Source organism: Frondihabitans sp. OV104 (assembly GCF_057787745.1).
The window spans coordinates 222,111-243,569 of record NZ_CM173541.1; the positions used below are offsets into that span (position 1 = coordinate 222,111).

The window sequence follows — 21,459 nt, forward strand, 5'->3', positions numbered from 1 at the left end:
AGAGACGGTGGCGTTCCGGAGATGGTCAAAAGTTTCGGCATGAATCGGTGTCATGCCAATCGCTATGCAGGCTCGCCGGCAGGAGCGGGACCGACAGGTGAAACGCTCGGGACGGGGCTGGTTCGGAGACGTTCGCCCCCTCCGGAGGTGCGGACTCCCCGCTGGTGTCGGGGCCGCGGCATACGTCACCAAGACAACCGATCTTGGAGAGCACCCATGGATTTTCGAACCGCCACCCGAGAAGAACGCGCCGCCGACTTCATCGCCACCGTCACGACGATTCATGACGGCAGGTACGACTACCGGCACGTCGCCGACCAGTACGTGAACGGATCCACCCCGGTCACCATCATTTGCCCTCACCACGGGCCGTTCCGCATGCAGCCCAGCGAACACCGCCGACGGACGACCAAGAATCAGCACGCCGCGCAAGGTTGCCGTGACTGCGCAGGACGCGCTAATGCCAGTTCGGAAGCCCGCGGCGCGAAGTTCCTGGTCCAGGCGGCCGAACACCACGGGGGTCGCTTCGACTACTCCCTGATGGAGTTCATAGACATGAAGTCGCCAATCACCGTCGTCTGCCCGACCCACGGCGCCTTCGGCCAGCGGCCTGACAACCACATCGCTCGCGGCGCGGTCGGCTGCCGGCAATGCTCCCATGACGTGTCCAATGCGGCTCATCGGAAAGGTGACGGGCGGTGGACCAGGCGAAAGAGCCCGGCGCGGCGGCGTGAACCGAAGTCCGCCTAGCGGATTCGAAACCGCGAGGCACCGGTCCACGGCTGACGGGCGCGGCTCATCGACACGTCGTCAAGTCGCCGTGGAGCTGCATTCCGACTTGTCGAGGACGGTGGCCACAACTGGTCGATGCACCGCTCGTTAATTTGAGAGTAGCGGGCGACGATTCGGCCCTGTAGCGGTCCTTCGAGCTGGCCCAGTCGAGGACTTGCCGGGGCCGATCGTTGAGACGGGTTGCAATGGCTTCGAGGTCGACGTTGGAGAACCGTCGGAGGTCGGATCCCTTCGTGAGATATTGGCGAAGCAGACGGTTCGTGTTTTCGTTGGATCCGCGTTGCCAGGGGCTGGCTGGGGCGCAGAAGTAGACGTCCATTTTGAGGTCGGTGGCGAGCTGTTGATGCTCGGCCATCTCGCGGCGTCGGTCCCAGGTCAGTGGCCGCCGTAGGCTTTCCGGGACGTCGTCGAATGCCGCTGTCACGGCGACTCGGACAGCGTCCGCTTTGTAACCGTCGGGCAGGGGAATGACCTTCACGAAGCGGGTGCTTCGTTCGACCAGTGTCGCCACGGCGGAGGGCCGCTTCCCCATGACGAGGTCACCCTCCCAGTGGCCGGCCTGCAGGCGGTCTTCCACGGCGGCGGGGCGGGCGGTGATCGGGACCATGTTCTTCAGCCGCCCTCGGCCCGATACTCGCTTCCCGCGCCGTGGCCGCCGGATGGTGCGTCCAGAGCGGAGATGCTGCGACATGCCGCGGTCAAGCTTGCGGCGGTAGACGTAATAGATCGACCGGTAGATGGCCTCGTGGGACAGGCGCATCGTCGGGTCGTCGGGGAAGGTTAGCTTCAGCCAGGCAGCGATCTGCTCAGGCGACCAACCCAGTTCTAGCTTGGCTTTCCTGACCTTCAACAGCTGAGGCCGCTCGCGCAGCCGGGTCGGATTGGGCCGCTTGTTCGAGTCTGGGCTGCTTGGTCCGCAGCGGCGGCACGGTAGTCGGCCCGCCCACCGTTGCGGGCGACCTCCCTGGACACGGTCGAATGCGGACGCCTCAAAGACGCAGCGATCCTGCGCACGGACCAGCCGGCAGCGATGCCGCGGGAGATCTCCTCCCGCTCGTGCCCGGTGAGATGACGATGGTCTCGCCGAGACGTCACCGGCTTGATGCCGCCATGACCTCGCAGGAAGTACTGAATCGCATGCGCCGGCTGGCCCACCCGATCGCCCACCCGCCGGAACGACTCACCCTGCCGCCAGCCCGCCCAGATCGCCTGTTCCTGCTCCGCCGTGTATTCCATACGCACCTCCACCACTCATCCTGCCGAGTAACAGTGCACCCACCGGTTGAGGCCACCTTAGTTATCCGAGACGCAGTAGCGCCCGCACCCGAATAGGGCACGTTGACCAGAACTCAAATCGGATAGGGACTGCTGAGGGTTTAGTTGACTCGGTTTCCTAGGCCGCGATTGCGGCCTGTGGGTTGATTATGGCTTCGTACTCGACCGGTGTCAGCTTGCCGAGGCCACGTTGGCGCCTTTTCCGGTGATAGCTGGCCTCGATCCAGGTGATTATCGCCAGCCGCAGCTGCTCCCTTGTAGCCCATTTCCGCTGGTTCAGAACGTTCTTCTGCAGGAGCGCGAAAAACGATTCCATCGCAGCGTTATCGGCGCACGCACCGACTCTGCCCATCGAGCCGAGCAGCCCCGCCTCGCTCAAAGCGCGGACGTATGTCTTGGACCTGAACTGGCTGCCCCGATCGGAGTGGACCACAGTGCCGGCCGGGCTCCGGCGGTCGACAGCCATCCGAAGTGCGTTGACAGCGAGGGACGCTTTCATTCGGTGGTCAATCGAGTAGCCCACGATCCGACGGGAGCAGGCGTCCTTCACAGCGCACAGGTAGAGCTTGCCCTCGGCCGTCTCGTGCTCGGTGATGTCGGAGAGCCAGAGCCGGTTCACATCCGGAGCGGTGAACTCTCGTTTGACCCTGTCGTCGTGCACCGGTGGGCCGGCTTTGCGGTTCAGGCCGCGTTTCTTCGAGTGCAGCGACCAGAGCCGCTGCTGGGAGCACAACCGCCAGACACGTCGCTCCGATGTCCGATGCCCGGCGGCCTTCAACTCATCGGCGATGAACCGATACCCAAACGTCGGGTCGTCCTCGTGAACATCGAGAGCCGCGTTCGTGAGATGGGCGTCGTCCCAATCGCGCTGACTGACCGGGTTGCTCCTCCACCGATAGAACGCCTGCTTGGAGAAGCCGAGCACCCGGCAGGCCACCGTGACGGGGACTCCGTCAGCGGCAAGGTCAAGGACCAGCGGGTAACTCATTTTGGGAGTTGAGACTGGGCGAAATACGCCGCCGCCCGGCGCAGGATCTCGTTCTCCTGCTCGAGCAGCCGGATCCGTTTCTGCGCCTCTTTCAGCGCCGCTTGCTCGGCCGCCTTTGCTGCTGCGGTTGACGCTGACGCCGGATCGAGTCCCTCGTCACGGTCTGCTACTCGAAGCCACCGTTGCAAGCACGTCTCGGAGATCCCGAAGTCTTTCGCGACTTGTCGATGCGATGCCTCGCCTCGGCGGGCGACCGCGATCACGTCACGTCGGAACTCCGGTGGATAGGCCTTCACCATGTTGAACATCCTTCCAGCAAGGGCGAATGCCCCTACCGATTGGAGTCAACCGAACCCTCAGCAGTCCCAAATGGTAAGACGAGCTCCGAGAAGACTCTTAGGCGCTACCTCCAGGAGTACGAAGAGACGGTAGTAGGCGCGGGCAGCGCAACTTACGCCGATGATCATGAGGTTCGATTTGTCGTCTCGTATCGGGGCAGTCGCAATACTGGTCTTGTCCGACAGGAGTATTTCGCAGCGAAAGGTGCAGGCGGGCGCCGTGGTGATTCCGCGCTAAACGACAGGGCGTTAAAGCAATTTCGCAAGATGGTGCGCTTTGTCGCCGTCGAAAGCGGCCAAAGTATCGAGGCTCTCCTTGTTGGACAATTCCGCGAGATTCTTCACTCGGTTCTCCGGGAAGAACTGGGTGACAAGTATGCCGAATCTGAGCAGGCTCGTGTCGATTACGCGCAACGATTGCAAGATGGCCTTCTGGCTCCAATGACCGCGAAGATTCTCGTGCTAAGTCAGAAGCTCTTTCCCGAACTAACAGGCGTCTCCCTTCTCCCTTCTCCCTTCGGTAACGTCTCTTGAAGAGACTCTGTCAAATATTAGTATCAGGCTGAAGGACTCCGTCGAAACGGACCTGTCCGCTAAAGGAACTGGAGTGGCTGGAGGCGTTCTGGTGGCGCTCCTCAGATATTTGAGTGAGGCGAGCCGGCAGTCAATCATCTTCGCTCTCGAAGAGCCGGAAGCATTCCTTCACCCTGCCGCGCAAGAAAACCTTCGAGGCGATCTGGAGAAACTCGCCGAGCGAGACGACGTCACGCTTCTCGTCACGTCGCACTCACCATTTATCGTGTCCCGGTCGGAAAACTCTCAAGTCGTCGCTCTGGAAAAAGGTGTAAGTGACGGAATTTCGAGGGTGCTCGGAACTGCGGCTGGGACGAATTCACACGCCAAGGTCCTATCGGGCTTGTTCGTTGATGCCGTCGTGCCAGATTTGCTCGACCGATACAACTCAGTTCCTGCCGCAAGCAAGGTGCTCCTCGTGGTCGAGGGTGAAACGGACAAGCGGTTCCTCGAACTGGCCGCGAAATCTATGGGTCGTACCGACATATTTAACGAGGTCGCCGTCGTTGCGTGCACAGGGGCGCATTCCGCCGTGGCTCAAGCGGTCCTCTTCAAAGCGGAAGCCAACCAGACGATTGCGGCTCTCTTTGATTCGGACAAGGAAGGTCGTTCGGCGCGTGACCTCATGCGGAACCGATTTGGCTTCGAAAAGAAACTCGTTCTCGAATACTCAAAGTACCTCGGAGGCCTTGAGGACGCCGAAAGTGAATGGCTGTTCACCGCTCCGCTCATGCAGAAGTTTGTTGACTCGTTTGGCGAGGAGATCGTGCTCAAGTCTAAAACTAAAGTGGGCGGCGAATATCGGTACGACTTTACGCCGCGCGGAAAGTCGGAATTCCCCGCTTGGCTAGAGAAACACGCCAAGACGGCCGACTACGCCAGATGGAGCGATGTGCTCGACGCCATAGAGGCGTTAGCTAAGACGCCCTAGCTCGGCCTCTATGCAGGAATCGTCGACTTCATAGTTCGAGGCGATTAGGGGTTTTTGACACGGATGCCGAACGAGTCGTCGAACATCGACAGGAGTCGTCGAGAATTTCTTCGGGCCCAACCTCCTCGTGCCTTGGTCCCATGCTCTGTGAGCGATGACTGCTCTATATCGAGACCGAGAGTTACGGTGACCCCATGCGCGCTAAGACGACGGCCCACGGGAGTCTATTGTGACGAGTACCCCGCGGCCCGAGAGACGCCAGGAACGATGGGCGCGGCAGATCGTCGCCGAGCACTTGGACACCACTGTTGAGCGAACCGACGATGGCACCGCACCCGGTCAGGTCGACGCCATGATCCACGACGTCGACGGCACGCTCATCCCGATCGAAGTGGTCAGCGACAACGACGTGGATCACCGGCAACAGACCGACGCGCTTCGGAAGATGGGGCGCATCCTCGACCTCGAAGCCGGCCAACCCGGGTGGCACGTCTCCGTTCGGCACGACGCCGACGTCAAGCGGCTCCGCAGCACCCTGCCCGGCCTCCTGAACGGTGTCGACCCAGAGTCGTTCAGTCGTGGTGTCTTCCCCGCCGACGGGTGGGCTGCGGAGTCGGGAAACGCGCCGCTCCTGAAAGCCCTGGACGCGCTCGGAGTCGCCGCGGTCAGCGTCCTCGACGATGACGATGACCAGGCGATGATCCGGATCTACCCGAAGGGATGGGCGTCGTGGGAGAACCCGGTTTCGGTCGCATCTTGGGTCACCGGTGTCCTCGAACGCGAGAGCGACGTCGCGCCGAAACTCCTGCGCGCGGGCGGCCCGGAACGGCACGCGTTCATCTGGGCGACGATTGGCTCCGCAGCCGCAGTCCTGGGGGCGCTGTTGTTCGAGTCAGACGCCATGGACCTGCTTGCCTACGAAGACCCCGACCTGAGCGACCTAATCGACGTGATGATGGCGCCCGGCTGGCGCCACGAGCGCCCCTCACCGCCACTAGATGACCCCGCCCTGCCCGACGGCATCACCCACGTGTGGATCGCAGGCGACGTACCCGGCCTCGGCGCTCTGATGTGGAGCAGCGACAGCGGGTGGGAGCGCACCGAATGGGTCACCCCCAAGGGCGAGGTCGACGTCCTCAGCCTGTGACCCTCTGCGGGCTGTCGGGCCGCACCGAACCGGTGTCTCGGTGCTGGAGTTGCGAAAGCCCTTTGCAGTGCTCACGGCACGCAGTGGGTCCGCGCACTTAGTTAGGCTCGGGAGCAAATGACCGATCGGTCGGAGTATTCGTATGTCAACTCGGGGCAGCATGAGCAGCACGGAAGAAAAACGTGCGTCCGGCGAGGGCCGAAAGATCGCACCTGTCCGGCTGCTTGAGTCCGCGCTCGATCGAGCGCTCAACTTGCAAGTCGGCGCGATCCAACGGAACATCGGGCGCGCTCGACAGAGGAATCCCGATGCGTCGCCCGCCGATGTCATCAGGACTCTCGAACGCATGTATCGCGCCGCCCAGACCGGAGCCGGTGCCGCGGTCGGCGCTGGCGCCGCTGCACCCGGCGTAGGCCTCGGTCTTGGCCTCGCGATGGCCGGTGGCGAAATGGTCACGTCGCTCGAAATGACGGCCCTTTTCGTGCTCTCCGTCGCAGAGGTCCACGGCGTTCCAATCGCAGACCTGGAACGTCGTCGGACCATTGTCATCGGCATCATGGTCGGCACCTCCGGCGGCGAGACAGTGCGAAAGATGTCTGAGCGGACCGGCAAGCATTGGGCAAAAACGATCGTCGAGAAGATCCCCGTGAAGACGCTCAAAAGTATTAACCGGGTTCTCGGTACGAACTTTGTCACGAAGTACGGGTCCAAGCAGGGCATTATCGTCCTCGGAAAAGTCGTGCCCTTCGGGATCGGCGCCGCCATCGGTGGTGGGGCCAACCTGGCCCTCGCGGAAACCGCCGTGCGCGCGAGCCGGATCGCATTCGGCCCGGCCCCCAAAGCGTGGCGGACCGTCTCCGCCAGCGCGCCAGATGCCGACGAAATCGTCATCGAAAGCGAAGTCTCCCTCACCGCTGACGTCGAGGACTGACCCGAACGGCCGCGTGCGCGGCGAGACCGCAGGCGTACGCACCGACCTTGCCTCGGCCCTGGAGGTCGAACGCCCTAACAGGTGTCCGCCGCGCCTACACCGGCGCGGTCAACGCCCCGCAGTGAACCTAAACGCCTCGATTCGAAGCAACTCCGAGCTGCTTTCTCCGAGTAGTTCGGGCCACGGCACCTCGTCGATCGGACCGGCGAACGATGCCCGGGCGAGGGTCACGTCTGCCTCGCCGTTGAGCCACAGGGTGAGTCTCGTGATGAGGGACTTTAGCTCGTCCGTGTGTAGCCGCTCCGACACCGGACTCGTCGACATCCGACACCTGCCACCCTCGACCGGTGAGCGTGCCCACCGCCGCCCCTATGCGCTTCACCGTCGCGTCCAAGTCGGGGCGTGGAATGATTTCCCGATACCCGTGGAATGCCCGGAGTCATGGGCATCCGCGATCCGCACCACCACTGGCATCCGCGAATAAGCCGAACACCTCGCCGAGCGAGCGGTCAGCTCTCGCCGGAAAAGCGCCGTGCCGCCGCCATGATTGTGGCGGCCACCGCCTGCACGGGCTCGTTCCGATACAGGGCGGCAGACAGCTCACGCTGCAGGAGCTCGTTCTGCTCGGCATCGAGACCGGGGACGGAGATCGAGTCGGTCTCCGTGTCGTAGGTGATCCTCATCGCGTCGGCTTCCTTCTCTGCAGATCTGCTGCTCAGTAGGCGGGTGTGGCGCCGGCGATGGTGATCGTGGCCCCGGAGGTGTAGCTGGATTCGGGGCTGACGAGGTGGACGTACGCGGCGCCGAGCTCCGCCGGCTGTCCCGGACGACCGTACGGGGCCTGCTCGCCGAACGAGGAGACGGTCTCGGCGTCGTCGGATCCGGGCTGCAGCGGGGTCCAGACGGGGCCGGGCGCGACGGAGTTGACGCGAATGCCCTTGGGGGCGAGCTGCTGAGCGAGGGCGGCCGTGAAGACTCCGATGGCGCCCTTGGTGACCGCGTAGTCGATCTTGTCGGGAGACGGCTCCGCGCCTTGGACGGACCCGGTGGTGACGATGCTGGAGCCGGGCTCCAGGTGCGGGATCGCCGCCTGGCACAGCCAGAGGAGCGAGTACACGTTGGTCTTCATGGTCGAGTCGAACGCCTCGGTGGTCAGCGTGAGGATGTCGTCGTTGCTGTCCATGCGGCCGGCGACCATCACGAGGGTGTCGAGCCCGCCGAGCTCCGAGACGGCCTTCTCGACGAGGTCGTGGCAGTACTGCTCGTCCGAGATGTCGCCGGGGAACAGGATCGCCCGGCGCCCCTCGCCCTCGAGGAGATCGCGGACTTCCTCGGCATCGGTCTGCTCGTCGGGAAGGTAGCCGATGACGAGGTCGGCTCCCTCGCGGGAGAGGGCGATCGCGGCTGCTCGTCCGATGCCGGAGTCGCCGCCCGTGACCACGCCGCGGAATCCCTTCAGGCGTCCGAGCCCGACGTAGCTGCTCTCGCCGTGGTCCGGTCTCGGGTCCATCTTCCAGGCGCCGCCGGGAAGCGACTGCTCCTGCTTCGGGAACGGCGGGGCCGGGTAGAGGGAAACGGGGTCGACTTTGTCGTACTGGCTCATGGGTCCAGCATTCTCGTCGCCCTCGTCGCCGGGCCGAACTCGCCTACCCCTTGACAGGAGGCCCATCGGGCTCGGCCCGGTCGGAGAAGCTCAGGACGCCCCGGGCCCGGATCTGCAGGTCGACGTCCCTGCGCGGCCCCACGGCCGCCGCGCCGTAAGCTGATCCGGCGTCCGGAACCCGACGACCTCAGGAGAAACCGTGCCCCCACTCGCCGTCATCGTCCTCGCCGCTGGGCAGGGCACGCGCATGAAGTCCTCCACCCCGAAGGTGCTGCACCGCCTCGCCGGCATGCCGATCGTGCACCACGTGCTCGAGACCGCCCGCGCGCTGGAGCCGGAGCACCTGCTCGTCGTGGTGCGTCACGACCGCGAGGTCGTCGCCGAGAGCGTCCGCGAGGCCGCGCCGCACGCCCGATTCGTCGACCAGGACGAGATGCCCGGCACCGGCCGTGCCGTCGAGCAGGCCGTCGAGCAGCTCCCCGCCGACTTCGACGGCGACGTCGTCGTGGTCAGCGCCGACGTCCCCTTCCTCGACCTCGCCAGCGTCTCGGCCCTGCTCGAGCTGCACCGCGAGCAGGCGGCCGAGGTCACGCTGCTGAGCGCGATCGTCGCCGACCCGACGGGCTACGGCCGCGTGATCCGCCAGGGCCGCTCGGTGACGCGCATCGTCGAGCAGAAGGACGCATCGGCGGACGAGCTCGCGGTCACCGAGATCAACTCGGGCACGTACGCGTTCACCGTCGCCGCGCTCCGCCGGCACCTCCAGTTCGTCACGGCCGCGAACGCCCAGAACGAGAAGTACCTCACCGACATCGTCGGCCTGGTCGCGGTCAACGGCGGTGTCGTGGCTGCGCTCCCGGTCTCGGAGTCGTGGCGCGTCGAGGGCATCAACGACCGCGTGCAGCTCGCCGCGGCGGCCCGCCGGCTCAACGACCGGATCGTCGAGCACTGGCAGCGCGAGGGCGTCACGATCCTCGACCCCCAGACCACGTGGATCGACCGCGACGTGAGCCTCGCCGCCGATGTGGAGATCCTGCCGGGAACCCAGTTGAAGGGGGCGACCGTCGTCGAGACCGGCGCGATCATCGGCCCCGACACCACCCTGGTCGACACGGAGGTGGGCGAGGGCGCGACCGTGAAGCGCACGGACGCCACGCTCGCCGTGATCGGCGCCGGTGCCACGGTGGGTCCGTTCTCGTATCTGCGGGCCGGCACGATCCTCGGGGCCGACGGCAAGATCGGCGCATTCGTCGAGACGAAGAACGCCGACATCGGGCGCGGCTCGAAGGTGCCGCACCTCAGCTATGTCGGCGACGCCGAGGTCGGAGAGAGCGTGAACCTCGGTGCCGGGTCGATCACGGCGAACTACGACGGCGTGGACAAGCACCGCACAGTCATCGGCTCCCACGTGCACGGAGGCGCGCACACGGTCTACGTCGCGCCCGTTAGGATTGGCGACGGAGCGGCGACCGGGGCCGGAGCAGTCGTGCGCAAAGACGTGCCGGCGGGTTCGCTGGCCCTCACTGTCGCTCCGCAGCGCATCATCAGCGGATGGACCGAGGCCAAGCACCCCGGTTCGGCTGGGGCCCAGGCCGCAGCCGCCGCACGAGACGACGAATCGGCAGCCGTTCCCTCCGAGCGGGCCAGTGCCGAGGCCTCACGGCCAGAGAGCGAGTGACGTGTCCGGAATCAAGATCACCGGCGAGAACCGACTCGTGCTGGTGACAGGCCGCGCACACCCTCAGCTCGCGATCGACATCGCGGGAGAGCTCGGCACGGAGCTCACTCACACCGACGCTCGCACCTTCGCGTCGAGCGAGATCTACGCCCGCTACGACGACAGCGTCCGCGGCTCCGACGCGTTCGTGATCCAGTCGCACACCCGCCCGATCAACGAGTGGCTCATGGAGCAGCTCATCATGGTCGACGCCCTCAAGCGCGCCTCGGCCAAGCGGATCACCGTCGTCGCTCCCTATTACCCCTACGCGCGCCAAGACAAGAAGGGCCGCGGCCGCGAGCCGATCTCGGCCCGCCTGGTCGCCGACCTGTTCAAGGCCGCCGGCGCGCACCGCATCATGAGCGTCGACCTGCACGCCCCGCAGATCCAGGGCTTCTTCGACGGCCCCGTCGACCACCTCTTCGCGATGCCCGTGCTGCTCAAGCACTTCCAGGAGAAGCTCGACGCGAGCACGCTGACCGTCGTCTCGCCCGACATGGGGCGCGTCAAGGTGGCCGACATCTGGAGCGAGAAGCTCGGCGCCCCGCTCGCCATCATCCACAAGCGCCGCGACCCCCGCGTCATGAACGAGGTCTCGGTGCACGAGATCGTCGGCCAGGTCGAGGGGCGCGTGTGCCTGCTCGTCGACGACCTCATCGACACGGGCCGCACGATCGCGAAGGCCGCCGAGGCCCTCAAGAAGGCCGGCGCACTCGGCGTCATCGTCGCCGCGACCCACGCCGTCTTCTCCGACCCGGCGCCCGAGATCCTCCACAACGAGTTCATCGACTCGGTCGTCGTCACCGACACCCTGCCGCTCACCGAGCACCAGAAGTTCCCGACGCTGACCGTGCTGCCGATCGCACCTCTCATCGCGCGGGCGATCCACGAGGTGTTCGACAACGGCTCGGTCACGTCCATGTTCGACGGAGCCGCCTAGCCCGTGGCCTCTGAAGCTGCGCTGCCGAAGCTCGTCGTGCTCGACTTCGACGGCACGGTGTGCCTCGGCGACGACCCCGTCCTCAGCTACGCGCGGCACCTCGACGAGGCGCTGCCAGCGCCGCGGCGGGTGGTCGAGGCGACGGTGGCGCAGTTCCTGCGCGGCCCAGATGAGCAGGTCGCAGGGCTGCGTTCGTCTGCAGGGCTGCGTTCGTCTGCAGTAACTCGCGCCGCTCACCTCGACTCCGTGGTCGACGCCGCCGACGGCTACGCGGCCGCCGCCACGCTCGCGACGGAGCTCGGGGCGACCCCGGCGCAGCTCGGAGCCGCGTACGAGGCCAGCCGCGTCGAGCTGGCGGAGGGTCGCCTGAAGACGTGGGCCCCCGAGGGGGTGGGCGAGTTCCTGCGCGAGATCGACGCGATCACCGTGCTCGTCACGAACGCGACGGCGACCGGCGTGGAGGCGCAGCTCGTGCACCTCGGCCTCGACGGCGTGTTCGACGAGATCGTCACCAGCGCTGGCAAGCCCGCGGGCATGGGCCCGATCCTGACGAGGCTCCGCGCCGCGCACGGCCTGGCCGAGGCTCCGGAGCGCCTGCTGAGCGTCGGCGACATCTGGCGCAACGATCTGGCTCCCGCCGCCGAGCAGGGGTCGGTGACGGCGCTCATCGAGCGGTTCGCCGCCGCCGAGGCCGCGCCGTCGTACCGGGCGCCGACGTTCGAGCAGCTGTACGCGCCCCTTCGCGCTTGGGCCGCCACCGTCTGACGCCCTCGGCGAGTTGCCCCGATCTGGGCGACCGCGGCGTCGAGGTGCCCCGATCTGGGGAAGTCGGCAGCGCCGTCGCCGACTACGCCCCGACGGGCGCCGGCGTCACCTTGAACCGGCGGCCCGGGTGGTCGGCCGACAGATGCGCTCCGGGGCGCCCGAGCACCTGCTCGCGCAGCGTTCCCTCCAGCGGCTCGGCGGGCATCCGACCGCGGCGACGGAGCTCGGGCACCACGAGCTCGGCGAAGTCGACGCAGTCGGCCGTGCCGAAGAGCGGCTCGATCATGAAGCCGTCGAGGTCGGTCTCGTCCATGATCTGCTCGAGCCGGTCGGCGACCTCGATCGGGTCTCCGACGAGTTGCAGCCCGCGGGTGCCCTTGCCCTTGAGGTCGTCGAGGATCTCGCGCACCGTCGGCGGCTTCGATCCGTCGGTGGGGAGGAACCTGTCGATGTTGCTCTGCGCGATCTGGCCGATCTGGCCGCCGTCGTCGCGGAGCTGCGTGAGGTCGCGCTCCGGGTCGAGGTCGAGCAGGTTGATCCCGGTGTTGCCGGCGTAGAGCACAGCCACCACCTCGTCGCTCTGCATGGCGTCGAACTCGGCGCGGAGGCGGTGGGCCTCCTCGCTCGTCGGGGCGACGGTGACCGAGAGGCCGATCATGGTGACGATCGACGCGGGGTCGCGTCCGTTCTCTGCCGCCTTGGCGCGGATGTCGGCGACGTTGGCCTTGGTCGCGGGCCCGGTCGTGTACTGCACGAACACGCCCTCGGCGTTGCGCGCGGCGTAGGCGCGGCCGCGGGCCGAGGTGCCGGCCTGGAACAGCACCGGGGTGCGCTGCGGCGACGGCGTCGAGGTGAAGTAGCCGTCGGAGCGGAAGTGCTTGCCCTCGAAGGTGATGCGGTGGATCTTCGACCGGTCGGCGAGCACCTGCGTCTCCTTGTCGCCGATGTAGGCGTCGTCCTCCCACGATCCCTCCCAGAGGGTCATGGCGAGGTCGAGGTACTCGTCGGCCTGGTCGTAGCGGTCGTCGTGCTTGACCATCTCGGTGTGGCCGAACAGCTCGGCGACCGTGTTGGCCGAGCCGCCCGTGACGATGTTCCAGCCGACGCGGCCGCCGGTGAGGTGGTCGAGCGTGGCGAAGCGGCGGGCGGTCTGCAGCGGGTGGTCGAGGCCGGTGGCGGCGGTGACGACGAAGCCGAGGCGCGAGGTCTCGCGGGCCAGTGTGGGGATCAGGAGCGCAGGATCGATGCCGGCGAAGTTGATGCCGCCGCGGGCCGCCATCTCGGGGAGGTCGCCGTCGATCGACGGATAGCCGAAGCCGTCGGCGAAGAACAGGAAGTCGAAGCCGGCGGCGTCGAGGACTTTCGCCATGCCGATCCAGAGGTCGAGCTCGCGGTAGCGGACGGAGTCGCTGCGGGGGTGGAACCAGCTGCGGGTACCGCCGACCTGGGGGGAGGCGACTTCGAACACGCCGAGGTGGATCTGCTTCATGGGATCAGTGAACCAAGTGGTTCAGGTCAAGTCCAGCCACGAAACAGAGACTTAACAATCCATCGGGTCAGGGCCGGGTCGCACGGGCCACGAGGCCCGCGTGAGCGTTCGCCGCGGCCCGGCGGACCACGGCCCCATCGCCCAGGCTCAGGAGCGAGGCCTGGAGTCCGCGCCACAGGGCGACCGTCTCGTGCCCGGCGTCGAGGGCCTCGTCGGCGGAGAGCCCCGCGTCTTCGAAGGCCGCGGCCACGTGCTGCACCCACTCGGTGCCGATGAGACCGAGCAGCGCCTCGAACCTCTCGCGCTCGAAGCCGGCGAGGCCGAAGATCTCGAAGAAGAGCCGGTGAAACGGGAGGTTCTCGGGGAGCGCGATGACGTCCCAGGCGCTGCCGATCCGCTCGGCGAGCGAGAGCGACCGGTCGTCGAGCAGCTCGGCGACGCGGGCCATCGTCGGGAAGCGCGACTCGGCGCCGTGGAGGGCCGTGACGATGAGCTCCTCGCGGCTGCCGAAGTAGTAGAGCAGCATCCTGTTGTTCGAACCGACAGCTGTCGCCAAACTGCGTAAGGTGATCTGCGCGATGCCGTGGTCGATGACGTGGTCGACGATCTTCGCGAGGAGATCGTCGCGGCGCCCGGTCGGATCCGGCGTCGGGTGCTCGTTCATGGAAGCGACGCTAACGGTTCGCCGAGGATGCGACGACGGCAACACTCCCGAAATACGGGGGTAACAATCGCCGTCTAGCGTTCCGAGAATCACGGATTGATGCCAGGGCATGCAGCGGAAACAAACTCGCCCCGAACGATCCCCACTTCCCGAGACACCTAGCCCCTTGGAGTGCCCATGAGCGCCTTCTCTGCCCCGCCCGTGCTGAAGAAAGACCTCGACCGTCGCGCGTTCTTCCGCCTCGGCGGAACCGTCGGCCTCGTCGCCGGAACCACCGCGCTCCTCGCAGCGTGCTCCACCGACAGCCCCTCGTCGACCTCGTCGTCGGGCGGAGCCGCCGCCGCCGGAAGCCTCGGCACCATCGCCGTCCAGCTCTCGTGGATCAAGAACATCGAGTTCGCCGGCGAGTACTTCGCCACCGAGAAGGGCTACTACACCAAGGCCGGCTTCAAGGGCGTCACGCTCCTCGCCGGTGGTGGCCAGACCGGTGCCGAAGAGGCGCTCGTCGCCGGCCAGGCGCTCGTCGGCCTGTCGGGCCCGTCGATCACGGCCCCGGCGATCCTCAAGGGCGCACCCCTGAAGATCATCGGAACCACGTACCAGAAGAACCCCTTCTGCCTCCTGTCGCTCGAGGAGAAGACGCCGATCAAGACGGTCGCCGACCTCAAGGGCAAGAAGATCGGCGTGCAGTCCGGCGGCAACCAGACCACCTTCGAGGGCTTCCTCAAGGCCAACGGCCTGACGACCTCCGACGTGACGCTCGTCACCACGCAGTACGACATCGCCCCCCTCGAGGCCGGCAAGTACGACGCGCACATGTCGTACCTCACCAACGAGCCGCTTCTCGCCGAGGCCGACGGCTTCACGCCCGTCACCCTGGGCTTCGCCGACAACGGCCTCCCGTTCGTCGCCGAGACCTTCACGGTCACGCAGGACACCATCGACAACAAGCGCGACACCCTCAAGGCCTTCCTCAAGGCCGAGATCCAGGGCTGGACCGACGCGGTCAAGGACCCCGAGCAGAGCGCGAAGTACGCCGTCGAGAAGTACGGCAAGGACCAGGACCTCGACCAGGCCGAGCAGGTCAAGGAGATGACGGCGCAGAACAGCCTCGTCCTCACCGACGACGTCAACTCGAACGGCCTCTTCACGATGACCGACGAGCTCGTCTCCGAGACCATCAAGTCGCTCGGCGACATGGGCACGACCATCACGGCCGACAAGCTCTTCGACCTCTCGATCCTGAAAGAGGTCTACAAGGAGAACCCCGACCTCATCACCTCCTTCACGATCCCGGCTTCCTGATAGCTCCGCTCCAGTAGAGATGTCCTTCATGCCCAGTACTCAGCTCGCCCTCGCCACGAACGACCCGGCCGGTTCGCCGGACCTCGCGACCGGCATCAACATTCAGGGACTCACCAAGACGTTCCAGCTCGGCCGCAAGTCGGTGCAGGCGCTGTCCGAGGTGAACCTGGGCACGAAGAAGGATGCCTTCCTCACGCTCCTCGGCCCGTCGGGATGCGGAAAATCGACGATTCTCCGCATCCTGGCGGGGCTGGAGACCCCGACCACCGGCTCCGTCGTCGTGAACGGCAAGTCGTCGGCCGAGGTCCAGAAGAGCCACGAGACCGGCATCGCCTTCCAGGACAGCGCGCTGCTGCCCTGGCGCACGGTCGCCAAGAACATCCGGCTGCCCCTCGAGGTGGCCGGCATCACCCCCGAACCCGGCCTCATCGACGACCTGATCGACCTCGTCGGCCTCAAGGGCTTCGAGAACGCCAAGCCCGCCCAGCTCTCGGGCGGAATGCGCCAGCGCGTGTCGATCGCCCGCTGCCTCGCGGTGCAGCCGACGATCATGCTCCTCGACGAGCCGTTCGGCGCCCTCGACGACATGACGCGCCAGCGCATGAACGTCGAGCTCCTCCGCATCTGGACCGAGAAGCCCTCGACCACCCTCATGGTGACGCACGGTATCTCGGAGGCGGTCTTCCTCTCCGACGTCGTCGCGGTCATGAGCGCTCGCCCCGGACGCATCGCCGAGGTCGTCGAGATCGACCTTCCGCGCCCGCGCCTCCCTGAGCTGACCCGCACCCCCGAGTTCCACGCCTACGTCGACCAGATCTCGGAGATCCTCTTCGGAGCGCACGGGGCGGCGACCGATGACTGACATCAGGAGAGAGTACGAACGCGATCTCTCGCAGAGCATCGCGCTCGACGCCGAGACGAGCAGACGCACCCGCCGCTCCGTCATGGGCACGTTCCACGCCATGCCGCCGTGGGTCGGGGCCGTCGTCGGCATCGTCGTGATCCTGATCGTCTGGCAGATCGTCGCCGTCACGATCTTCAAGGTCACCGGCAGCGTGCCGCAGCCCGGCCTCGTCTTCGCGCAGCTCTTCCACGACCTGACCGACTCGGTCTACTGGAACGCCATCGCCAAGACCGCGGCCAGCGCCGGCTGGGGCTTCCTCTGGGGCAACGTCATCGCGCTCGTGCTCGCCGCGCTCGTGCTGGTCTTCCCCTGGTTCGAGGGCATGTCGACGCAGCTCGCGGTGGTCACGACATGCATCCCGCTGACTGCGATCGCCCCGATCGTCACCCTGCTGATGCCGGCCGGCAGCCGCACGACGTCGATCTTCCTGGCGGCGCTCAGTGTCATCTTCACGACGGTGGTCGGCACGATCCTCGGCCTGAACGCCGCCAGCCAGACTCAGATCGACGTGATCCGCGCCTACGGCGGCTCGCGCTTCACCGTGCTGGTGAAGGTGCGCCTCATCGCGGCCCTCCCGAGCATCATGGCCGCCCTCAAGCTCGCGGCGCCCGCGGCGTTCCTCGGCGCCGTCCTCGGCGAGTACTTCCTCATCGGGGTCGACTCCGGCATCGGCATCCTCCTGCTCGCTGCGACGGCCACCGCCGCCTCGGTGAAGCTCTGGGCGGTCGCGCTCATCAGCGCCGGCGTGGCCGGCCTCGCCTACTTCGTCATCGGACGCATCGGACGCCTCGTGGCGCCCTGGTCGGCCGGCGACGCCCGTGCTGGAGGAGGGTTCTGATGGCCACCGCACTCACCACCGCCCGTCGCGCTCCCGTGACAACGACGGCGAGCGCGTCCACCGCCCGGTTCATCGGGCGCCGCGTCGGGCGCACCGTGCTGACGATCGCGATCTCGCTGATCCTCATCTGCATCGCCTGGCAGCTCGCCCTGATTGCGCTGCACGCCAATCCGCTGATCGCCAAGACGCCGCTCGACGTGTACCGCTACCTGTTCGTGGACAGCGCGGGCACCCCCGCGAACGACGCCTCGAAGAACCGCGAGGTGCTCGTGGGCCTCAGCGGCGAGACGCTCTTCCACTCTCTCATCGGCTTCGTGTTCGGCGTCGGGGGGTCGGTCGTCATCGCGATCGCCTTCACCCTGATCCGCCCGCTCGAGTTCATGTTCATGCCGATCGCCATGGTGCTCCGCACCGTGCCGCTGCTGGCCATGGCCCCCGTCATCTTCCTGATCTTCGGCGTCGGCTGGGTCACGGCCGCCTTCGTCGGCGGCGTGGTCGTCTTCTTCCCGCTCCTGGTCAATCTGACGCTGGGCTTCAACTCGGTCAGCGCGCAGTCCGTCGACCTGATCCGCGTCTACGGCGGCAACCGCTGGACGATCATGCGCCGCGTCGCGATCCCGACGGCGCTCCCGCACTTTTTCGCCTCGATGCGGATCGCCGTCCCCGGTGCGATCACGGGTGCGATGCTCTACGAGTGGCTCTTCACGTACCAGGGGCTCGGCGCCGCGGTCACCAGCGCCAAGGCGCAGTTCGACTACGGCCAGATCTGGGCCATCGGCGTGATCGTCACGGCCCTGTCGGTGCTCTTCTACACGATCGCGACCTTCGTCGAGACGGCCGTCCTGGCCAAGTGGGGCCCTGACGCCGGAAAGGCCGTCACGAAGTGACCCGCACCGTCCACGTCGATACCGATACGGGCATCGACGACGCGTTGGCCCTGCTCTTCCTCGCCGCGCAGCCGGATGTCGAGATCGTCGGCATCAGCGCCGTCTACGGCAACTGCGTCGTCGACGACGCCCTCCGCAACATCGGCCACGTCACGCGCCTCGGAGGCCGGCCTCTGACGCCCGTCTCCCGGGGGGCCGCCGGCCCGCTCGCCGCGGAGGCGCACATCGCGCACTACGTCCACGGTCACGACGGCCTCGGCGACGTCGTCGAGACGCGCCTCCTCCCCGAGGTGCTCCTCGAGCTGACGGCGGCCGAGCACCTCGTGAAGTCCGCGAACGACGCCCCGGGCGAGGTCGACCTGCTCACGCTCGGCCCCCTGACGAACCTGGCCCTGGCACTGGCGCAGGATCCCCTGCTCTTGACGAAGTTCCGGTCCGTCACGATCATGGGCGGCAGCGGGCCCTTCCCCGAGCTCGGCGCCAGCCACATGTTCGACGCCAACATCCAGAACGACCCGAAGGCGGCGAAGGCGGTCTTCTCCGCACCGGCCACCCGCCGGGTCATGGTGGGAGTGAATGCCACGGGGACCGTCTTCACCGACGAGGCCGACATCAAGGCCCTGCACGCCTCCGGCACCCCGACCGGCACCTTCGCCGCCGACATCCTGGAGTCGTACCTCGACTTCTACCAGTTCGCCTGGGGTCGCCGCGTCAGCCCGGTGCACGACGGACTCGCCGCAGCCCTGACGGTCCGCCCCGAGTGGATCGCCGAGTCGGCGAGCGGGCCCGTCAACATCACCGACGACGGCTTCACGGTCCGGGCGCGCATCATGACCGCCGCCGACGGCACCCCGGTGCCGTGGGCGATCGACGAGGTCCCCGACACGATCGCCGTCCTCACCGTCGACAACGACGCATTCCACCGAGCATTCCTCGACGCCCTCGTCGGCGGCGGGGCTCGCACCCAAGGAGCACCCGAATGACCGAAGCACCCGCAGCCGTCCGCGACCTCGTCGCCGTCCGCGACCTGAAGGACCTCCCGAAGGCCCACCTCCACATCCACCACGAGGCGGCCATCCGGCCCGAGACCCTCGCCGAGATGGGGGCGGCGGAGGGCGTCGACGTCAGCGTCCCCGATCACTTCGACGATTTCAGCGACTTCAGCCAGACCTACCGCGGCATGCTGCAGGTGCTGTCGATCAAGGAGAACCTGTTCCGCCTGATCGAGGAGTCGATCGAGGACTGCGCTCGCGACGGCGTCGCCTACGCCGAGTTCGGCGCGAGCCCGCACTTCTACATCGACACCTTCGGCTCGACCGAGCTGGCCCTGGCCGCCATGATCGAGAAGGCCCGCGAGTACGGCGCCAAGTGGGGTGTCGAGGTCGGCTACATGATCACGGCCGACCGCGTCGAGAGTCCTGACGAGGCAGTGGCCTACGCGAAGACGGTCGCTCCCTACGCGGGCCGCGGCGTCGTCTCGTTCGGTCTCGCCAACGACGAGCGCGGCCACCCCGCCGCGCAGTTCGAGGAGGCCTTCCGCATCGCCAAGGAGGCCGGTCTCCTCGCGACTCCGCACGCCGGCGAGCTGGCCGGCCCCGACGAGATCCTGTCGGCGCTCGACGTGCTCGGTGCCGACCGCATCCTGCACGGTGCCACCGCCGTGCAGAGCGACGAGCTCGTCGCCCGCCTCGCGCAGGACGGCACCTGCCTCGACCTCTGCCCGACGTCGAACCTGCTGCTCGGCGTGGTGCCGACCCTCGAGGCGCACCCGCTGAAGACGCTGCTCGACGCCGGCGTGCGCTGCTCGATCAACGCGGATGACCCGGTGCTGTTCGGCCCCGGAATCCTCGAGGAGTACCAGCTCTGCCGCGATGTGCTCGGCCTCAGCGACGAAGAGCTCGCCGCGTGCGCGCTCTCGTCGATCGAGTGCAGCGGGGCGTCCGAGGTCGTGAAGCAGAAGGCCGTCGCCGGCATCGCGGCGTGGCTGGCGTGACCCGGCGCCTCGTCTTCGAGGGCGCCTATGTCGCGACGGTCGACGCGGCGGGCTCCGAGTTCGCGGCGGGCCACGTCGTCGTCGACGACTCGCGCATCGTCGCGGTGGGCGACGGGCCCGCCCCGGAGTGGGCCGCCCAGGCGTCGGGCGGCGTGACCGTCGAGCGCATCGACGCTCGCGGACGTCTCCTGACGCCCGGACTCGTCAACACCCACCACCACCTGTACCAGTGGCTCACGCGCGGCATCGCGCAGGACTCCATCCTGTTCGACTGGCTGGTCGCGCTGTACCCGACCTGGGCGCGCATCGACGAGACGCTCGTCGAGGCCGGCGCGGAGGCAGGACTGTCCGTCCTCGCCAAATCGGGCTGCACCCTCGCCGCCGACCACCACTACGTCTTCCCCGCAGGATCCGGCGACATCCTCGGCGGGATCGTCCGGGCGGCGGCCCGTGTCGGAATCCGGCTCCACGGCACCCGCGGCTCGATGGACCTCGGACGCTCGGCCGGCGGCCTCCCGCCCGACTTCGCCGTCGAGACCACGTCCGCCGCCCTCGAGGCGTCCGCGGTCGCCGTCGAGAAGTACCACGACGCGTCTCCCGACGCCATGACGCAGATCGCGCTGGCGCCGTGCTCGCCGTTCTCGGTGACGTCCGACCTGCTGCGCGAGGCCGCCGTGCTCGGGCGCTCGCTCGGGGTGCGGCTGCACACGCACGGTTCCGAGACCGTCGAAGAGGACGCCTTCTGCCAGGAGCGCTTCGGAAAGACGCCGACCCAGTACCTCGATGATCTCGGCTGGCTCGGCGACGACGTGTGGATGGCGCACAGCGTCCACCTCGACGAGCACGCGATCGCCCGCTTCGGCGCCACCGGCACCGGCAGCGCGCACTGCCCGTCCTCCAACGCGCGCCTCGCCGCGGGGATCGCGCCGATCCCGCAGCTGCTCGCCGCCGGGGCTCCCGTCGGCCTCGGCGTCGACGGCTCGGCCTCGAACGAGTCCGGCCAGCTCGGCACCGAGATCCGCCAGGCCGTGCTGATGAACCGGCTCCGCGCCGGGGCCGACGGCTTCAGCGTGCGCGACGGACTCCGCATCGCGACCATCGGCGGCGCCCGGGTGCTCGGACGAGACGCCGATCTCGGCTCGATCGAGGTCGGCAAGCTGGCCGATCTGGCGCTGTGGGACGTCTCGGGCGTCGAGTTCGCCGGCCTGGTCGACCCGGTCGCAGCTCTCGGCCTGGCGTCGATGCCGCCGGTGGCGGGACTGTTCGTCGGCGGCGACCGCGTCGTCACGGACGGCCGCCTGACGACGGTGGACGAGGTCGGCGTCGCGGAAGCGGCGGCACGGGCGACGACGGAGCTGCTCGCGCGGGTGTGAGACGGA

General features: G+C 67.3%; 20 protein-coding genes and 1 pseudogene. 15 read left to right on the forward strand and 6 right to left on the reverse strand.

All coding sequences use genetic code 11. The features are described from left to right. Window positions 1–216: 216 nt before the first annotated feature. Window positions 217–750 (forward strand): DUF723 domain-containing protein, encoded by a 534-nt coding sequence (locus tag AC3CBB_RS01100; protein WP_488625665.1) that lies wholly within the window; start codon window positions 217–219, stop codon window positions 748–750. Between the two features lie 46 nt (window positions 751–796). Here AC3CBB_RS01100 and AC3CBB_RS01105 read toward each other — a convergent pair. Together AC3CBB_RS01105 and AC3CBB_RS01110 are read right to left on the reverse strand one after the other, a co-directional pair. Continuing rightward, a pseudogene (locus AC3CBB_RS01105) lies at window positions 797–2,028 on the reverse strand (IS30 family transposase). Window positions 2,029–2,185: 157 nt separating this feature from the next. Beyond that, a protein-coding gene (locus AC3CBB_RS01110; RefSeq protein ID WP_488624446.1) for an IS3 family transposase occupies window positions 2,186–3,354 on the reverse strand; the annotation gives its coding sequence in 2 pieces (ribosomal slippage) (window positions 2,186–3,066 and window positions 3,066–3,354; 1,170 coding nt in all). Between the two features lie 306 nt (window positions 3,355–3,660). Here AC3CBB_RS01110 and AC3CBB_RS01115 point away from each other — a divergent pair. The 4 genes from AC3CBB_RS01115 (at window position 3,661) to AC3CBB_RS01130 (ending at window position 6,975) form a co-directional block, all read left to right on the forward strand. After that, a complete protein-coding gene (locus AC3CBB_RS01115; RefSeq protein ID WP_488625666.1) occupies window positions 3,661–3,927 on the forward strand; it encodes a hypothetical protein in 267 nt (88 codons plus the stop codon). 16 nt (window positions 3,928–3,943) lie between these two features. Continuing rightward, entirely contained in the window at window positions 3,944–4,897 is a 954-nt protein-coding gene (locus AC3CBB_RS01120) for an ATP-dependent nuclease (protein WP_488626769.1), read from the forward strand. A gap of 352 nt (window positions 4,898–5,249) precedes the next feature. Further along, the gene (locus AC3CBB_RS01125; RefSeq protein WP_488625667.1) at window positions 5,250–6,044 is read left to right on the forward strand and encodes a hypothetical protein; all 795 of its coding nucleotides are present in this window, start codon (window positions 5,250–5,252) and stop codon (window positions 6,042–6,044) included. 160 nt (window positions 6,045–6,204) lie between these two features. Beyond that, on the forward strand, window positions 6,205–6,975 hold the full coding sequence (locus tag AC3CBB_RS01130; RefSeq protein ID WP_488625668.1) for a hypothetical protein: 771 nt from the start codon (window positions 6,205–6,207) through the stop codon (window positions 6,973–6,975). Between the two features lie 509 nt (window positions 6,976–7,484). Here the strand turns inward: AC3CBB_RS01130 and AC3CBB_RS01135 are convergent. Both AC3CBB_RS01135 and AC3CBB_RS01140 read right to left on the reverse strand, forming a co-directional pair. After that, window positions 7,485–7,658 carry a hypothetical protein gene (locus tag AC3CBB_RS01135; RefSeq protein WP_488625669.1) on the reverse strand — a complete coding sequence of 58 codons (174 nt, stop codon included), beginning with the start codon at window positions 7,656–7,658 and terminating at the stop codon, window positions 7,485–7,487. Window positions 7,659–7,690: 32 nt separating this feature from the next. Continuing rightward, window positions 7,691–8,578 (reverse strand): SDR family oxidoreductase, encoded by an 888-nt coding sequence (locus AC3CBB_RS01140; RefSeq protein WP_488625670.1) that lies wholly within the window; start codon window positions 8,576–8,578, stop codon window positions 7,691–7,693. A gap of 199 nt (window positions 8,579–8,777) precedes the next feature. Here AC3CBB_RS01140 and glmU point away from each other — a divergent pair, with 199 nt between their 5' ends. Genes glmU through AC3CBB_RS01155 form a run of 3 tightly spaced genes read left to right on the forward strand, consistent with a single transcriptional unit; the run spans window position 8,778 to window position 12,000 of the window. Then, the gene (gene glmU / locus AC3CBB_RS01145; RefSeq protein ID WP_255410951.1) at window positions 8,778–10,256 is read left to right on the forward strand and encodes a bifunctional UDP-N-acetylglucosamine diphosphorylase/glucosamine-1-phosphate N-acetyltransferase GlmU; all 1,479 of its coding nucleotides are present in this window, start codon (window positions 8,778–8,780) and stop codon (window positions 10,254–10,256) included. 1 nt (window position 10,257) lies between these two features. Beyond that, window positions 10,258–11,235, forward strand: a complete 978-nt coding sequence (locus AC3CBB_RS01150; protein ID WP_123506286.1) for a ribose-phosphate diphosphokinase — start codon at window positions 10,258–10,260, stop codon at window positions 11,233–11,235. Between the two features lie 3 nt (window positions 11,236–11,238). After that, entirely contained in the window at window positions 11,239–12,000 is a 762-nt protein-coding gene (locus AC3CBB_RS01155) for an HAD family hydrolase (protein WP_488625671.1), read from the forward strand. 82 nt (window positions 12,001–12,082) lie between these two features. Here AC3CBB_RS01155 and AC3CBB_RS01160 read toward each other — a convergent pair whose 3' ends face one another. Beyond that, on the reverse strand, window positions 12,083–13,489 hold the full coding sequence (locus AC3CBB_RS01160; protein ID WP_488625672.1) for an NtaA/DmoA family FMN-dependent monooxygenase: 1,407 nt from the start codon (window positions 13,487–13,489) through the stop codon (window positions 12,083–12,085). Window positions 13,490–13,556: 67 nt separating this feature from the next. Further along, window positions 13,557–14,153 carry a TetR/AcrR family transcriptional regulator gene (locus AC3CBB_RS01165; RefSeq protein ID WP_488625673.1) on the reverse strand — a complete coding sequence of 199 codons (597 nt, stop codon included), beginning with the start codon at window positions 14,151–14,153 and terminating at the stop codon, window positions 13,557–13,559. A 177-nt stretch (window positions 14,154–14,330) separates the two neighbouring features. On the opposite strand from AC3CBB_RS01165, the gene AC3CBB_RS01170 reads away from it, so the two are divergent. From AC3CBB_RS01170 to AC3CBB_RS01200, 7 genes are read left to right on the forward strand one after another with little or no spacing between them, the layout of a single operon-like run. Then, a complete protein-coding gene (locus tag AC3CBB_RS01170; protein WP_123506282.1) occupies window positions 14,331–15,458 on the forward strand; it encodes an ABC transporter substrate-binding protein in 1,128 nt (375 codons plus the stop codon). 28 nt (window positions 15,459–15,486) lie between these two features. Beyond that, on the forward strand, window positions 15,487–16,320 hold the full coding sequence (locus AC3CBB_RS01175) for an ABC transporter ATP-binding protein (protein WP_233579996.1): 834 nt from the start codon (window positions 15,487–15,489) through the stop codon (window positions 16,318–16,320). Next, the gene (locus AC3CBB_RS01180) at window positions 16,313–17,200 is read left to right on the forward strand and encodes an ABC transporter permease (RefSeq protein ID WP_488625674.1); all 888 of its coding nucleotides are present in this window, start codon (window positions 16,313–16,315) and stop codon (window positions 17,198–17,200) included. The genes AC3CBB_RS01175 and AC3CBB_RS01180 overlap by 8 nt, the downstream gene beginning before the upstream one ends. Beyond that, window positions 17,200–18,087, forward strand: coding sequence for an ABC transporter permease (locus AC3CBB_RS01185; protein ID WP_123506279.1), 888 nt, complete (start codon window positions 17,200–17,202; stop codon window positions 18,085–18,087). Before AC3CBB_RS01180 ends, AC3CBB_RS01185 begins: the two co-directional genes overlap by 1 nt. Continuing rightward, a complete protein-coding gene (locus AC3CBB_RS01190; protein WP_488625675.1) occupies window positions 18,084–19,070 on the forward strand; it encodes a nucleoside hydrolase in 987 nt (328 codons plus the stop codon). Before AC3CBB_RS01185 ends, AC3CBB_RS01190 begins: the two co-directional genes overlap by 4 nt. Continuing rightward, window positions 19,067–20,080: an adenosine deaminase gene (add, locus tag AC3CBB_RS01195; RefSeq protein ID WP_488625676.1), complete on the forward strand. Its 1,014-nt coding sequence runs from the start codon at window positions 19,067–19,069 to the stop codon at window positions 20,078–20,080. The genes AC3CBB_RS01190 and add overlap by 4 nt, the downstream gene beginning before the upstream one ends. Continuing rightward, window positions 20,068–21,453, forward strand: a complete 1,386-nt coding sequence (locus AC3CBB_RS01200) for an 8-oxoguanine deaminase (RefSeq protein ID WP_488625677.1) — start codon at window positions 20,068–20,070, stop codon at window positions 21,451–21,453. The genes add and AC3CBB_RS01200 overlap by 13 nt, the downstream gene beginning before the upstream one ends. Window positions 21,454–21,459: the final 6 nt, after the last annotated feature.